The organism is Streptomyces sp. NBC_00513 (assembly GCF_041431415.1).
GTDB lineage: Bacteria > Actinomycetota > Actinomycetes > Streptomycetales > Streptomycetaceae > Streptomyces.
The window spans coordinates 5,206,301-5,220,267 of sequence record NZ_CP107845.1; the positions used below are offsets into that span (position 1 = coordinate 5,206,301).

Sequence of the window (13,967 nt, forward strand, 5' to 3'; positions counted from 1 at the left end):
CGGCCTGACAGACCCGAATCGAGAACGTGATGCGCAAGATACTCGTCGTGGGAGCCGGCCAGTCCGGTCTTCAGCTCGCCCTCGGACTCCAGTCCAAGGGGTACGAGGTCACCCTGATGTCCAACCGGACGGCGGACGAGATCCGCACCGGACGGGTCATGTCCACGCAGTGCATGTTCGACACGGCGCTCCAGCACGAGCGGGACCTCCAGCTCGACTTCTGGGCGCGGCAGGCGCCCAGGATCAAGGGTCTGGGCGTCTCGGTCGCCGCCCCGGACGGCAGCCGGGCCGTCGACTGGCTCGGCCGGCTCAAGGGGGACGCGCAGTCCGTCGACCAGCGCGTGAAGATGGCCGGCTGGCTGGACACCTTCGCGCAGCGCGGCGGGCAGTTGGTCGTGCACGGGGCGTCCGTCGCCGACCTGGACTACTTCTCCCGCACCTACGACCTGGTCCTGGTCGCCGCCGGCAAGGGTGAGCTGGTGTCGATGTTCGGGCGGGACGCGGCGCGTTCCCCCTACGACGCGCCGCAGCGCGCGCTCGCGGTCAGCTACGTGCACGGCCTGGGGCCCCGCCCCGAGCACCCGGAGACGGAGGCCGTGCGCTGCAACCTGGTTCCGGGCGTCGGCGAGCTGTTCGTCATGCCGACCCTCACGACGTCGGGCCGCGCGGACATCCTGTTCTGGGAAGGCGTCCCGGGCGGCCCGATCGACGCGTTCAAGGGCACGACGGATCCCTCCGCGCACCTGGCACTGACGCTGGAGCTCATGGAGAAGTTCACGCCGTGGGAGTACGCGCGGGCCACGAAGGTGGAGCTGACCGACGCGGGCGCCACCCTCGCCGGCCGGTACGCGCCGGTGGTCCGCAACCCGATCGGCCGGCTGCCCGGCGGAGGGTTGGTGCTGGGCGTGGCGGACGTGGTCGTGGCGAACGACCCGATCACCGGGCAGGGCTCCAACTCGGCGGCCAAGTGCGCGGCCTCGTACCTCTCGTCGATCCTCATGCACGGCGACAAGCCGTTCGACGAGGCGTGGATGAAGGCCACGTTCGACAAGTTCTGGTTCACGACCGGCAAGCCCGTCACCCAGTGGACCAACGCCATGCTGGGGGTCCCGCCGGAGCACGTGCTGAACCTGATCGGTGCGGCCGGGCAGCTCCAGCCGGTGGCGGATCGATTCGCCAACGGCTTCGACAACCCGGCCGACTTCGACGCGTACTTCTACGACCCCGAGGACGCGGCCGACTACCTGGCCGAGGTCACGGCCACCGTGGCGGCGGTCTCCACGACCGCGGGAGCCCCCACGACCGCGGGCGCCCCCTCCGCCGAATAGCCGCCGTCGTCCCCCGCCGCGGCCGACCCGGGCAGTCGCGGCGGGGTGTACGAGGCGAGCGGCGCCCCTCCCGCGTCCGGCCGAACGGCTCCGAGGACCGGATTCGCGGCGATCGGCGACACCTTGACGGTGGCTCCCGGACGGGGTGCCTGGATCACCTTCCCGTCCCCGATGTACAGGGCCACGTGCGTGGCGGTGGGGAAGTACACCACCAGGTCCCCCGGACGGAGCCGGTCCAGGGGGACCCGGGGCAGCCGGGCCCACTGGTCCTGGCTGGTCCGGGGGATCGCCCGCCCGGCGTGTTCCCAGGCCCGGGAGGTCAGCCCCGAGCAGTCGAAGGACCCCGGCCCCTCCGCCCCCCAGACGTACGGCTTCCCGATCTGCGCGGCCGCGTACGTGAGGGCCTCCCCGCCGGCGGCCGTCGGCGTACGGGCGCTCACCGCCCCCGGGGTTCCGAGCCGGCCCGAATCCACCAGCTCCCGTTGCGCCTCGGCGGTGTCCGCGGCCTCGCGGCCGTCGAGCTGCGCCAGTTGTTCCGCGCTCAGCGAGGCCAACAGCCGCTCGACCTCCTTGAGCCGGCCCGTCACCTCGTCCCGCTGCTTCTTCTGTTCGGCGGTCAGTGCCCGCTGGGCGTCGAGGGCCTTGCGGGCCGCGCCGGCCAGTGCCCCGGCCCGCTGCTCGCCCCGCTCCAGCCGCGCCAGTACACCCGCCGTCCGGGCTCCCTCGCGCGCGGCGAGCCGGCGCTGGTCGGCCGCGTTCTGGAAGTCCCCGAGGAGCAGCATGCGGACGTACGAGGGCACGCCGGCCCGCGAGCCCTGGTACTGCTCCCGGGCCAACCGGCCGGCGATGGCCCGCTCGGTCAGCAGCGCGGCCCTGGCCTTGGAGAACTCGGTGGTGGAGCGGCGTTCGTCGTCCTGGCGGGCCTTGAGGGCGACCTCGGTGGAGTTGTAGGCCTCGGCGGCCTGTTCGGCCTTCTGGTACAGGCCTTGGAGGCGGGTGAGCAGGACGCCGACGGGCTCCGCGGCCGGGGCGGCCGGCAGCGGTTCGGCGTGGGCGAGGGGCGGGGGACCGGCCGTCATGAGGACGGCGGCCACACAGGCGACACGGAGCAGTCGAATTGTCATGTAATCACCTCCGGGGCGGCCGATGGTGCCACGCCCGGTATGACGAATCCTCCACGCGGGGCCGGCGGCGGGGCCCGGCCACCCGTCCGGCCCCACGCCGAAGCCCCTCTGCCCCTGATCCGGTTCCCGCCCCGACTCCGCGGCCCCGGTTCACGGTCCGTCAGAAACCGAGCAGGCGCGCCTTGGCCGTACTGAACTCCTCCGGGGTCAGCAATCCCTCGCGGGCGAGGGCGGCCAGTTGCGCCAGCTCCCGCACGAGCCCCTCGCCCGCGCCGGTCGACCCGTGCGGGGTCGGTTCCGCCGAGGCATCAGTGCCGGTGCCGGCGTCGGCACCGATGTCCGTGTCGGTTTCCGTGTCCGGGTCCGCGTACCGCGCGGCCGGCGAGACGGGGGCCGGGGGCCGCGCGGCGTTCCGTCCGGGGTCCGGGGTGCCCGAGGCCCGCGCCAGGAGGCCGCGGAGCAACGGTCGGCCCGGCGGCCGGTCGGCCCGGGCCGGCGCGGCCGCCACGGGTCTGATGAACATCAGGCCACCACCCCCACCCGCTCGGCCGGAATCCGGACCGACCCCACGATCCGCCCACCCGCCGCCCGCACCGCCACGGCCGCGTCCTCGGCCCACACGTGCTCGACGACCAGCAGGAGCGCGCAACTGCCGAGCTCCAGGAGCTCCGCCGCCTCGCGGACGTCCTCCGGGCCGATCAGCCGGGTCGCCTCCCGGTGCGCCAGCAGGCCCGCCAGCTCCACGAACTCGTCGAACTCGGACGCCATGACCTCCCCGGACGCCGTCCGCGTGGCCACGAGACCGTCGATCAGCCGCACCACCCCGGCCTTGCGGAGCCCCATCACGGCCTCGACGGCCGGGACGCGCAACTGTTCCTCCGGAAAGGCCAGGACGATGAACTCCACAGGACCCATGGGGCGAGACTCCCGATTCCGATGGTCCGACCGTTTGTGACGACTCTTCGGCACTCTATGACATAAACGGACATACGCCCCGCGCCCTTGCTACGTTTCCCCGTATGACCGCTCTGACGGCGAAGGTTGCGGAGCCCGCCCCGCCCCCACCCCGCGGCGACCGCGCCGCCAAGCGTCGCGGCGTCGAGCTCGCGCTGCTCACCGGGGCGGTCCTGATCTCCGTACTCGGTCACCTGCACGTCGGCCACGCGTCCACCGGCCGGCTCCCCGAGGGCTCCTCGCACTACGCGGCGGGGCTCTTCGGCGCCGCCCTGCTCGCGCACCTCGCCGTCCGCTTCGGCGCCCCCCATGCCGATCCGCTCGTGCTGCCGATCGCGTTCCTGCTCAACGGCCTCGGCCTCGTCCTCATCCAACGGCTCGACCTGAGCACCCCCCACCACCTCACGGCGGGGGAGCAACTGCGCTGGTCCGCCCTGGGAGTCGTGCTGTTCGTGCTCGTCGTCGGGGTGCTGCGCGACCACCGGGTGCTCCAGCGGTACGCGTACCTGTCCGTCGCCGTCGCCCTCGTGCTGATGCTGGTGCCCGTCTTCTTCCCGGCCGTCAACGGCGCCCACATCTGGATCCGCCTCGCCGGCCTCTCCTTCCAGCCCGGGGAGTTCGCCAAGATCCTGCTCGCCGTCTTCTTCGCCTCCTACCTCGCCGCGAACCGCACCGCCCTCGCCCTCGGCGGCCGGCGGCTCTTCTGGAAGCTCAAACTGCTGCCCGGCCGGGTCCTCGGGCCGATCCTCACGATCTGGCTGCTCAGCGTCGGGGTGCTGATCCTGGAACGGGACCTCGGCACCTCACTGCTCTTCTTCGGCCTCTTCGTGATCATGCTCTTCACGGCCACCGGCCGGATCGGCTGGATCGCGATCGGGCTGCTGCTCGCCGCCGTGGGCGCCTACGCGGTCGCGACGTTCGAGCCCCACGTGCACGGTCGGGTGGACGACTGGATGAATCCCTTCGCTTCCATCGACCGCGGCGAGGGCCCCGGCCAGCTCGCCCAGTCCCTCTTCGCCTTCGGCGCCGGCGGGCTCCTCGGCGCCGGCCTCGGCCACGGCCAGTCCTTCCTCATCGGGTTCGCCGCCAAGTCCGACTTCATCCTGGCCACAGCCGGCGAGGAGTTGGGGCTGGTCGGTCTGACCGCGATCCTGGTCCTCTACGGGCTCCTCGTGGACCGGGGCTTTCGCACCGGACTCGCGCTGCGCGACCCCTTCGGACGACTGCTCGCCACCGGACTCGCCTCGATCCTCGCGCTCCAGGTGTTCGTCATCGCGGGCGGGGTCACCGGGCTGATCCCGCTCACCGGCATGGCCATGCCCTTCCTGGCCCAGGGCGGCTCCTCCGTCGTCACCAACTGGATCATCGTCGCCCTGCTGATCCGACTCGGCGACTGCGCGCGCCGACCCCGGGCCGTGGAACCGGAGGTCGCCGAGTGATCCGGTACATCCGCTGGTACGGGTACTTCTGCGCGGCGCTGACCGTCGCCCTGCTGTGCAACGTGGCCCGGGTGCAGATCTGGGAGTCCGCCGCCTACGGCGCCAACCCGGCCAACAAGCGCCCCGCCATCGCGCGGTACGCCGAACCGCGCGGGGACGTCCTGGTCGACGGCCGACCCGTCACCGGCTCCCGCGACAGCGGCCAACTGCTGCGCCACGAGAGGACGTACGCCAACGGCCCGCTCTACGCCCCCGTCACCGGCTTCTCCTCCCAGACCTACGGGACCAGCTTCGTGGAGCGCGCCGAGGACGCACTCCTCTCGGGCACCGACCCGGGGCTCTCCGCCTTCCCGCTCTGGTACGACCTGGCCCGCGGCCGCCCGGCCGGCGGGAACGTCGCCACCACCATCCGGGCCGCCCTGCAGAGCGCCGCGTACACCGGGCTGGCCGGCAAGCGTGGCGCGGTCGCGGCCCTGGAACCGGCCACCGGCAGGATCCTCGCCCTGGTCAGCAGCCCCTCCTACGATCCGGCCGTGCTGTCCGGCACCGGTACGCGGGTCAAGGCGGCCTGGGAGCGGCTGAACGCGGACCCCGCCAAGCCGATGCTCAACCGGGCGCTGCGCGAGACGTACCCGCCCGGCTCCACCTTCAAGATCGTGACCGCGGCGGCAGCCCTGGAGGCGGGGGTGGTCACCGACGTGGACGCGCCCACCGAGACCCCCGACCCCTACCCGCTGCCCGGCACGAGCACCCTGCTGCCCAACGCCGGCACCGGTTGCGTCGACGCCTCGATGGCGGAGGCGGTCCAGTGGTCCTGCAACACGGTCATGGCCAAGATCGGTGTACGGGTCGGCCTGGAGGACATGGTGCGGGCCGCCCAGCGCCTCGGCTTCAACGACGACACGCTGCGGGTGCCGTCCTGGGTGTCACGGTCGAACTTCGACACCGACATGAGCCCGGACCAGCTGGCCCTGTCCTCGATCGGGCAGTTCAACACGAAGGCCACCCCGTTGCAGATGGCGATGGTCGCGGCCGCCGTCGCCAACGGCGGCGAACTCAAGTCCCCGCACCTGGTGGACCGCACGACCCAGGACGACGGGGACCTCGTCCGGCGCGCGGACCAGCACGCCCTGGGCCGCGCCATGAGTCCGGGAACGGCGTTGCGGATGCAGGAGTTGATGGTCAAGGTGGTGCGGGACGGCACGGGCCGCAACGCCGCGATCCCCGGTGCGACGGTCGGAGGCAAGACGGGCACCGCGCAGCACGGCGTCGGCAACGCGGGCACCCCGTACGCCTGGTTCATCTCCTGGGCCAAGGCCGACGACGCCCCCTTCCCGGCGGTGGCCGTCGCGGTGGTGGTCGAGGACGCGGCGGCGAACCGCCGCGACATCAGCGGCAACAGCGCCGCGGCGCCGATCGCGCGGGCGGTGATGGAGGCGGCCCTGAGAAAGCCGTAGCCGGCGCCGACCGGGTGTGCGGGCAACCGGGGCCTACGCGCCCTCGGAGCCCTCCGCGACGGCGTCGGCCACCTCCGCCACCCGCTCCCGCTCCTCGGCGGCGAACCGCTCGCGGTCCAGCGCCTCGGCGATCTCCTCGTCCTGGCTCATCAACAGGTCCAGGTTGGAGTCGCCCATCTCGAAGACGCCCATGTCCAGGTAGGCCTTCTGGAGCCGCTCGCCCCACAGCCCGATGTCCTTGACGCACGGCACGATCCGGCTGAACAGCAGCTTCCGGAAGAGGTGCAGGAACTCCGACTGCTCGCTGAACTCCTCGGCCTCCGCGCGCGGGATCCCGAAGTTCTCCAGCACTTCCACCCCGCGCAGTCGGTCCCGCATCAGGTAACAGCCCTCGATCACGAACTCCTCGCGCTCGCGCAACTCGGCGTCCGTCAGCTGCTTGTAGTAGTCCCGCAACGCCATCCGACCGAAGGCCACGTGACGGGCCTCGTCCTGCATCACGTACGCGAGGATCTGCTTCGGCAGCGGCTTGTCGGTCGTGTCGCGGATCATCCCGAACGCCGCCAGGGCCAACCCCTCGATGAGGACCTGCATCCCCAGGTACGGCATGTCCCAGCGGGAGTCGCGCAGGGTGTCCCCGAGCAGCCCCTGAAGGCTGTCGTTGACCGGGTAGAGCATCCCGACCTTCTCGTGCAGGAAGCGGCCGAAGATCTCCGCGTGCCGGGCCTCGTCCATGGTCTGCGTGGCGGAGTAGAACTTCGCGTCCAGGTCCGGCACGGATTCCACGATGCGCGCCGCGCACACCATCGCGCCCTGCTCGCCGTGCAGGAACTGGCTGAAGTTCCAGGACGCGTAGTGCCGGCGCAGCTCGCCCTTGTCCTTGTCGGTGAGTTTGGCCCAGTGTCGGGTGCCGTACAGGGTCAGCGCCTCGTCGGGGGTGCCGAGCGGGTCGTGCGGGTCCACCTCCAGGTCCCACGCGATGCGCTTGGCGCCGTCCCACTGCTTGTCCTTGCCCTTCTGGTACAGCGCGAGCAGCCGCTCCCGGCCGCCGTCGTACTCCCAGCTGAAACGGGCCGCGCCGGAGGCCGGAACCTGCCAGACGGCCTCGCCCGGGGCCGTTGTGTAGAGCTCGTGCGTCGACATGGACGCCCCTTCGTCTCACGTACTTCCCTGCCTGAGCGGACAGTTGGCAGCGTCACACGTTGGTAGACACGGGGTCAACAAGTCGTGCGCGGGGGATTGACGGCCTTGCTGACAGGCAGTCTCATAAGAGGTGACCGCTGGTAACTCCCCGGCGGCGACCCCACACGACGGGCGAGGTGCCCCCGCGATGACGACCACGACCGACCGCACGGATCGCCGGGTCCTGAAGGACGCGCTCGGCCTGCTCAAGGACCGCGAACAGATCGCCGAACGACTGCTCGAATCCTCGGCCAAGCACTCCTTCGACCCCGACACGGAACTCGACTGGGACGCCCCGCCGATCGAGGGCAAGTACTACTGGCCGCCCGAACTGCTCTCCCTCTACGACACCCCCATGTGGAAGAAGATGGGGGAGGAGCAGCGCATCGAGCTCTCCCGCCACGAGGCGGCGGCGCTCGCCTCGCTCGGCATCTGGTTCGAGATCATCCTGATGCAGCTGCTCGTCCGACACATCTACGACAAGTCGCTGACCAGCAATCACGTCCGCTACGCGCTCACCGAGATCGCCGACGAATGCCGGCACTCCATGATGTTCGCCCGCATGATCCAAAAGGGCGGAGCCCCCGAGTATCCGGTCTCCCGAGCGAACCACAACCTCGCCCGCGTCCTCAAGACGATCTCCACCACCCCCGGCTCCTTCGCCTGCACCCTGCTCGGCGAGGAGATCCTGGACTGGATGCAACGGCTCACCTTCCCGGACGAGCGCATCCAGCCCCTCGTGCGCGGGGTCACCCGCATCCACGTCATCGAAGAGGCCCGGCACGTCCGCTACGCCCGCGAGGAACTGCGCCGCCAGATGCTGACGGCCCCGCGCTGGGAACAGGAACTCACCCGGATCAGCTGCGGCGAGGCCGCCCGCGTCTTCTCGCTGGCCTTCGTCAACCCGCATGTCTACGACAACATCGGCCTCGACCGCCACGAAGCCGTCGCCCAGGTCAAGGCGAGCGGCCACCGGCGCGAGGTCATGCAGACCGGCGCCAAGCGGCTCACCGACTTCCTCGACGACATAGGAATCCTGCGCGGGGTCGGCCGCCGGCTCTGGCAGAGCTCCGGACTCCTGGCCTGAGGCGCCGCCCCGGGGGTTACCCTGCGGGCATGACCGTACGCGCGTACCGCAGGCTGAGCGTCGAGGAGCGACGGGCCCAACTCCTCGACGCGGCCCTGACGCTGTTCGCGCACCGGGCACCGGAGGAGGTCTCCCTCGACGACGTGGCCGAGGCCGCCGGCGTCTCGCGCCCCCTCGTCTACCGCTACTTTCCCGGCGGCAAGCAGCAGCTCTACGAAGCCGCCCTGCGCTCCGCGGCCGAACTCCTGGAGCAGTGCTTCGCCGAACCCCAGGCCGGACCCCTCACCCGGCGGCTGTCCCGGGCCCTGGACCGCTACCTGGCTTTCGTCGACGAACACGACGCGGGCTTCTCCGCCCTCCTCAACGGCGGCAGCGTGGTCGAGACCTCCCGCACCACGGCCACCGTCGACGGCATCCGCCGGGCCGCCGCCCAACAGATCCTCGTCCACCTCGGCGTCCCGGACCCCGGTCCGCGGCTGCGCATGATGGTCCGCACCTGGATCACCGCCGTCGAGGCGGCCTCCCTGATCTGGATCGACGAGGGCAAGCAGCCCGGCGTGCAGGAGCTGCGGGACTGGCTGCTGGACCAGTTCATCGCCCTGCTCACGGCGACCGCCGCCACCGACCCGGAGACCGCCGCCGCCGCACGCGCGGCCCTGTCCCTGGAATCCGCGGAGGGACCGGTCGGGGTGCTGGCCCGCCGTGTGATCCCCGTGGTCTCCGAGGCCGCCCACCTGCTGTGACACTGGAGGGGTGAGAAGCCAACCCACCCCCTTCGAGGGCGGCCCGATGGACGGCCGGACCCTCCCGATCCTCCTCGGCCCGACCGGGCACCCCGCCAAGTGGTACGAGATCCCGGTTCCCGCCCCGGACGGCGGCGCCCCGACGGTCCTGCTGTACGAGCGCGTCCCGGCGGGCTATTCGAAGCGGCTGGGCCTCCAGAAGGGCTGGAAGTACACCTTCGTCCCCTCGGGCACCAGACCCAAACCCCGCTGGCCCTGGACCAAGACCCCACCCCCGGCGTGACCGGGCCCGGCGGCGCCGATCTCAGCCCCGCCGCTCGTGACCGGGCAGGCCGGGCGGCGTGGATCTAGGCTCCGCCGCTCGTGACCGGGGCAGGCCCGGCGGCGCTGCATCTCAGCCCCGCCGCTCGTGACCGGGCAGGCCCGGCGGCGCTGTATCTCAGCCCCGCCGGCGTTTCAGGCGCCCGGCGCAGCCGGGGCCGGCAGCATCGACGCCGCACGGCACCGCACCACCGGCCCGGCCGGCGCACCGGTCCCGCCCGACCACGGCAAAGGCCCGACCACGGCAAAGACCCGGTCCCGCTCACCCGCCCGACCAGGGCAACGGCAGGGTGACCACCGCCAACGCCCCACCCTCCGCTCCGCGCCGGAACTCCAGCCGCGCCCCGATGACCCGGGCCTGTCCGACCGCGATGGTCAGCCCGAGCCCGTGCCCCTTGCCCTTGCCCGAGCGGGAGTCCGACCCGCTCCGGAAGCGTTGCGGGCCGTGCGCGATCAGGTAGTCGGGGTAGCCGTCGCCGTGGTCCCGTACGGTCACCACCGGCCCGTCCACCGTCAGGACCACCGGCGCACGCCCGTGCTTGTGGGCGTTGGCCACCAGGTTGCCGAGCACCCGTTCCAGCCGCCGCCGGTCGGTCTCCACGTGCGCGTCCCGGACGACGACCACCTCCGTGTCCGTCCCCGAGGCCCGCACCACTCTCCCGGCGAGCCGCGCGAGCTGGTGCAGGTCGGTTTCCACGGCCTCGCTGCCCGAGTCCAGTCGGGAGATCTCCAGCAGGTCCTCGGTGAGTTGGCGCATCGTACGGACCCGCTCCTGTACGAGTTCCGTCGCCCGTCCCTCCGGCAGCAGTTCCGACGCCGCCTGTAGGCCTGTCAACGGCGTCCGCAGCTCGTGCGCCACGTCCGCCGTGAACCTCTGCTCGCTCATCAGTTTCGCCTGGAGGCTGCCGGCCATCGTGTCCAGCGCGCCCGCGACCGTCGCCACCTCGTCCTGGTGGCGTGCCGGGTCCCGCGTGCGCGGATCGCCGACCCGCGCGTCGAGGTCGCCTTGGGTGATGCGCCGGGCGACCGTCGCCGTCTGGTGCAGTCGCCGGGTCACGCGCCGCACGGCGAACGCCCCCACCAGCAGCGTTCCCCCGATCGCCAACAGGGAGGAGCCGGTGATCGCGTGGTCCAGGCCGCTGATCGTCCGTGCGCTCTGGCTGTAGTCGACGGCGGTGGCCAGGGCCCGGCCGTCGGCGGGGCCCGCCGCCCACATCGTCGGACGGTCGTCGTGGGTGCCCACGACCGTTCCCTGCCGGCCACCGACCGCGAGTTCCCGCAGCGACGGCGGCAGCTCCGTCGGGTCCAGCCCCGAATCGGGGGGCAGGGCCTCGCCGGCCTCGTACGCGCGGGAAGCGTCGCGCAGCTTCTCCAACGCCTTGTCGCGCGCCGTCCCGACCGTCTGCCGGGTCACCTCCACGTGCACCAGCGCGCCCAGCACCGCCGCCAGCGAGCAGCACATGATCACGATGAAGCACGCCGCCTTCCAGGTCAGCGAAGCGGTCCAGGCCGGCAACCGATGCCTCACGACGAGGCCCCGCCCGCCGCAGCCGCAGCCGTCGCCGAACTCGTCGCCGAACCCGTCCCCGTCGCCGGACCCGAACCCGTCGCCGAGCCCGTCCCCGGGGTCGCGTCCGTCGAAGGCTGCGGGCGCGCCGGTCCCGGCACCCGGACGATCTGCTCGCGCGTCGGCAGCATGCTGCGCTGTTTCCCGTCCCAGGACCAGGCGGTGATCAGCTCGTAGCCGTTGTTGCCGCTCGGAGCCCGCAGGATCACGTCCTGGCCGGCGAGCTCCACGCCGATCACGGTGTCGATGGTGGCCATGATCCGGTTGAGCCGCCCGTCGGGGTCCGCCGTGTAGGCCCGTACGGACAGCATCTTGTCGGGCAACTCGATCCCGACGACGATCTCGTCCTTCGCGTTGCCGGTGAGGTCCCGGTAGTACGGGCTCAGGACCGGACACTTCCCGGTCGGTTCCTTCCCGCACGCCAGGACCGCGTCGGCGGTCTCCCGGGGCATCCCGTCCGGGCCGACGTCGGTGTTCGGGTGCGCGCGCAGTTCGGCTTGGACCAGTGCCACCGGGTCGACCTCGTGTACGTCCTGGTTCTTGACCCGGGGCAGCCCCGGGACGTACTCGGGCGGCGCGCCCCCCGGATCGGCGGGCGGCACCACGGCCCCCTGCCGCCCCGGCCACAGGTTCACGGGCCCGCTCGCCGTCGGCGTCGGCCCGGCGGCGACCAGTTCGCCGGAGTCGCCGCAGCCCGCGACCAGGAGCAGCAGGGCGGGCAGCAGCAGAACGGTGCGCGTCCGGACGGGGAGCGTTCTCACGGGGGCGGGCCATCCTCTCTGCGGCAGGCCGGTGGCGGTCGGTTTCCAGCCAACCTTATGCAGAGATACATCCCTTTTGCTCACGCGTCCGCCCGGTGGACTCCGGGCCGGCCGATCCGCCCGCCCGCCGCCGGACAACCGGGGTGTCAGCCCTCCGTGCGTCCGCGCCGCACCATCGCGAACGGGGTGTCAGCCCTCCGTGCGTCCGCGCCGCACCATCGCGAAGCCGAGCCCGGCGGCGCCGATGGCCGCGATGCCGCCGCCCGCCGCGAGCAGCAGCACGCCCTCGCCCGGACCGTCCGCCATCGTGTTCAGGCGCAACGCCTCCGCGGTCCCGCCCGCACGCGCCGCGGACTCCGTGGTGTGTGCCGAGACGGGGACGGTGTGCCCGCTGCGCGTCCCGGTCTTGCGGCCGTCGCCGAAGAGGGCGTGCGACGCGTCGCCGGCGGGACGGGTGTCACCGACCCACGACGTGAGCCGGCCGTCCGCCCGCAGTGAGACGTGCAGGTCGCCGGAACCGCCGACGTCGGTCGCGCCGTCCCGACCGGCCAACGTGGCGACCCGGGCGCCGTCGCGCAGGATCTCGGCCTCGTACGCGTCGTCGGCCACCCGGTAGATCCGGGCCAGGGACTCGCCGTCCGCCAGGGAGAGGCTCTTGACCAGGGTCCGCTGCCCCGTCGACGCGGCCGGTACGCCGTCCGCGAGCGCGGCGGCGGTGGGCAGTGCCAGGAGGCTGCCGGCGCATGCGGTCACGGCGGCTGCGCGAACGAGACTGCGACGGCTGACGGTACTCACGGGAGGTCCTTCGTTGCGGGTCGGGTCCCGGCGTGTCCAGGCGGCCGGGCGTGTTCAGATGACATAAACGTAGGCGTCCGTCATTGCGGTACAGCGGTGCTTCTGTAACAGCAACCCGACGGGGTTCCGTCGGAGTCGTTACACGGGCCGTCAGGGCCGTTACCGGACCGATCGCCCGCCCCGCCCGGCACGCCCGCCCCGCGGAACCCGCCGGCCACGAACGTCCCGCGCATCCCCTCGTTCCCACGAGGAGCTCTACGCCACTCCAACGACGGGGCTCGGCCCCAGGACCCGGCAGGGGGATTGTCCGTCGGCGGCCGGCCTGCTCCCATGGAATGCGGGGGTGAGGCCGATGCCCGGACTCAAGGTGCTGCCGAGCGGCCGGCCCGGCCGAGGTCGGCTGTACGTCAACCTGCCCGACGGCGAGGCGGTCGCCTGGTACGACCGGCGGACCAACCGCGTCAGCCTGCTGTCCGACACCCGCCGCGAGGCGGTCCTGACGGCCCTGCGCCCGTACCTGACCGGCGACTACACCGTCGGCCCGCCCCCGGTGCCCACGGCGGCCGACCTGCTCCGCCTCGCGCTGCCCCCGGACGAGGACCTCGCCCCGAACCGTCCGGGGGAGCCCCTGCTGGGCGAGCTGACGTACGGCTCCCCGGGCGCCAGGACCCGGCACCGGATCCGCCGGGAACTCCAGGCCCTGGAACGGATGGGCGCCGAACTCGACGCACTGGAGGGCGAGGACTGCCGGGTCCTGCACGCCGTCCCGCTGCCCGACGGCGGCGTGATCGACCACCTCCTCATCGGCCCGCCCGGCGTCCTCTGCGTCCGCACCGTCCCCGGTCTGCGCCGGCGCGCCCGGATCGGGGACCTCCTGCTCACCGTGGGCCGCGACGAACCCGGGCCGGAACCCCGGCTGGCCCGCCTCGCCGCCGCGTACGCCACCCGCGTGCTGACGGCGCCGGTCGTCCCCGCGCTCGCCCTCGTCGAGGCCTCGCGGGTCGAGGTGGCCCCCACCCTGCGCGACGTACGGATCCTCCAACCCGGCACCGCCGCGGCCCACTTCGCCTCGAACCCGGCCACGCTCAAGCCCCCGGACGTCGACGCCCTGTACGCCCTCGCCCGCGACACGCGTACCTGGCTCCGTCCCACCCGGCGGCGAACCGGGGCCCGTGCGTGGTGAGCCGCCGTCGGCGCGGACCCGGCCGC

Annotated in this window: 14 protein-coding genes; 7 read left to right on the forward strand and 7 right to left on the reverse strand. The window is 72.7% G+C overall.

Annotation, left to right across the window (positions count from 1 at the left end; translation table 11 throughout):
- The first annotated feature begins 29 nt into the window (after positions 1-29).
- On the forward strand, positions 30-1,328 hold the full coding sequence (locus OHA84_RS24195) for a styrene monooxygenase/indole monooxygenase family protein (protein ID WP_266969802.1): 1,299 nt from the start codon (positions 30-32) through the stop codon (positions 1,326-1,328).
- On the opposite strand, the gene OHA84_RS24200 is transcribed toward OHA84_RS24195, so the two are convergent.
- The 3 genes from OHA84_RS24200 to OHA84_RS24210 all read right to left on the reverse strand — a co-directional run bounded on the left by OHA84_RS24200 (position 1,241) and on the right by OHA84_RS24210 (position 3,367).
- Complete coding sequence (locus tag OHA84_RS24200; protein ID WP_266969800.1) at positions 1,241-2,452, reverse strand: C40 family peptidase; 1,212 nt, start codon at positions 2,450-2,452, stop codon at positions 1,241-1,243. The two genes, OHA84_RS24195 and OHA84_RS24200, sit on opposite strands and share 88 nt — an antisense overlap.
- Before the next feature lie 160 nt (positions 2,453-2,612).
- Entirely contained in the window at positions 2,613-2,975 is a 363-nt protein-coding gene (locus OHA84_RS24205; protein ID WP_266969799.1) for an SHOCT domain-containing protein, read from the reverse strand.
- A complete protein-coding gene (locus OHA84_RS24210; protein ID WP_053676480.1) occupies positions 2,975-3,367 on the reverse strand; it encodes a DUF6325 family protein in 393 nt (130 codons plus the stop codon). The genes OHA84_RS24205 and OHA84_RS24210 overlap by 1 nt, the downstream gene beginning before the upstream one ends.
- 104 nt (positions 3,368-3,471) lie before the next feature.
- Here OHA84_RS24210 and OHA84_RS24215 point away from each other — a divergent pair, with 104 nt between their 5' ends.
- Together OHA84_RS24215 and OHA84_RS24220 are read left to right on the forward strand one after the other, a co-directional pair.
- Complete coding sequence (locus tag OHA84_RS24215) at positions 3,472-4,845, forward strand: FtsW/RodA/SpoVE family cell cycle protein (protein WP_053676481.1); 1,374 nt, start codon at positions 3,472-3,474, stop codon at positions 4,843-4,845.
- Positions 4,842-6,302, forward strand: a complete 1,461-nt coding sequence (locus tag OHA84_RS24220) for a penicillin-binding transpeptidase domain-containing protein (RefSeq protein WP_266969797.1) — start codon at positions 4,842-4,844, stop codon at positions 6,300-6,302. The genes OHA84_RS24215 and OHA84_RS24220 overlap by 4 nt, the downstream gene beginning before the upstream one ends.
- Positions 6,303-6,335: 33 nt before the next feature.
- On the opposite strand, the gene OHA84_RS24225 is transcribed toward OHA84_RS24220, so the two are convergent.
- Positions 6,336-7,445: a ferritin-like domain-containing protein gene (locus OHA84_RS24225; protein WP_266969795.1), complete on the reverse strand. Its 1,110-nt coding sequence runs from the start codon at positions 7,443-7,445 to the stop codon at positions 6,336-6,338.
- A gap of 187 nt (positions 7,446-7,632) precedes the next feature.
- Between OHA84_RS24225 and OHA84_RS24230 the strand changes: the two genes are divergently transcribed.
- From OHA84_RS24230 to OHA84_RS24240, 3 genes are read left to right on the forward strand one after another with little or no spacing between them, the layout of a single operon-like run.
- Complete coding sequence (locus tag OHA84_RS24230; protein WP_053676484.1) at positions 7,633-8,571, forward strand: diiron oxygenase; 939 nt, start codon at positions 7,633-7,635, stop codon at positions 8,569-8,571.
- A gap of 29 nt (positions 8,572-8,600) precedes the next feature.
- Positions 8,601-9,314: a TetR/AcrR family transcriptional regulator gene (locus OHA84_RS24235; RefSeq protein WP_266949898.1), complete on the forward strand. Its 714-nt coding sequence runs from the start codon at positions 8,601-8,603 to the stop codon at positions 9,312-9,314.
- Between the two features lie 10 nt (positions 9,315-9,324).
- Positions 9,325-9,597 (forward strand): hypothetical protein, encoded by a 273-nt coding sequence (locus OHA84_RS24240; protein WP_053676486.1) that lies wholly within the window; start codon positions 9,325-9,327, stop codon positions 9,595-9,597.
- A 300-nt stretch (positions 9,598-9,897) separates the two neighbouring features.
- Here OHA84_RS24240 and OHA84_RS24245 read toward each other — a convergent pair whose 3' ends face one another.
- The 3 genes from OHA84_RS24245 to OHA84_RS24255 form a co-directional block, all read right to left on the reverse strand.
- Positions 9,898-11,163, reverse strand: a complete 1,266-nt coding sequence (locus OHA84_RS24245) for a HAMP domain-containing sensor histidine kinase (protein ID WP_266969793.1) — start codon at positions 11,161-11,163, stop codon at positions 9,898-9,900.
- Entirely contained in the window at positions 11,160-11,963 is an 804-nt protein-coding gene (locus OHA84_RS24250) for a hypothetical protein (RefSeq protein ID WP_266969791.1), read from the reverse strand. The genes OHA84_RS24245 and OHA84_RS24250 overlap by 4 nt, the downstream gene beginning before the upstream one ends.
- Positions 11,964-12,152: 189 nt before the next feature.
- On the reverse strand, positions 12,153-12,758 hold the full coding sequence (locus OHA84_RS24255) for a hypothetical protein (RefSeq protein ID WP_266969789.1): 606 nt from the start codon (positions 12,756-12,758) through the stop codon (positions 12,153-12,155).
- A 352-nt stretch (positions 12,759-13,110) separates the two neighbouring features.
- On the opposite strand from OHA84_RS24255, the gene OHA84_RS24260 reads away from it, so the two are divergent.
- The gene (locus tag OHA84_RS24260) at positions 13,111-13,941 is read left to right on the forward strand and encodes a nuclease-related domain-containing protein (RefSeq protein WP_266949906.1); all 831 of its coding nucleotides are present in this window, start codon (positions 13,111-13,113) and stop codon (positions 13,939-13,941) included.
- Positions 13,942-13,967 lie beyond the last annotated feature (26 nt).

What these genes read in the sequence shown, in the direction of transcription:
- OHA84_RS24210 (WP_053676480.1), bottom strand. Translation starts at nt 3,367, where the DNA reads ATGGGTCCTGTGGAGTTCATCGTCCTGGCCTTTCCGGAGGAACAGTTG.
- OHA84_RS24260 (WP_266949906.1), top strand. Translation starts at nt 13,111, where the DNA reads ATGCCCGGACTCAAGGTGCTGCCGAGCGGCCGGCCCGGCCGAGGTCGG.
- OHA84_RS24195 (WP_266969802.1), top strand. Translation starts at nt 30, where the DNA reads ATGCGCAAGATACTCGTCGTGGGAGCCGGCCAGTCCGGTCTTCAGCTC.
- OHA84_RS24230 (WP_053676484.1), top strand. Translation starts at nt 7,633, where the DNA reads ATGACGACCACGACCGACCGCACGGATCGCCGGGTCCTGAAGGACGCG.
- OHA84_RS24225 (WP_266969795.1), bottom strand. Translation starts at nt 7,445, where the DNA reads ATGTCGACGCACGAGCTCTACACAACGGCCCCGGGCGAGGCCGTCTGG.
- OHA84_RS24205 (WP_266969799.1), bottom strand. Translation starts at nt 2,975, where the DNA reads ATGTTCATCAGACCCGTGGCGGCCGCGCCGGCCCGGGCCGACCGGCCG.
- OHA84_RS24215 (WP_053676481.1), top strand. Translation starts at nt 3,472, where the DNA reads ATGACCGCTCTGACGGCGAAGGTTGCGGAGCCCGCCCCGCCCCCACCC.
- OHA84_RS24200 (WP_266969800.1), bottom strand. Translation starts at nt 2,452, where the DNA reads ATGACAATTCGACTGCTCCGTGTCGCCTGTGTGGCCGCCGTCCTCATG.
- OHA84_RS24235 (WP_266949898.1), top strand. Translation starts at nt 8,601, where the DNA reads ATGACCGTACGCGCGTACCGCAGGCTGAGCGTCGAGGAGCGACGGGCC.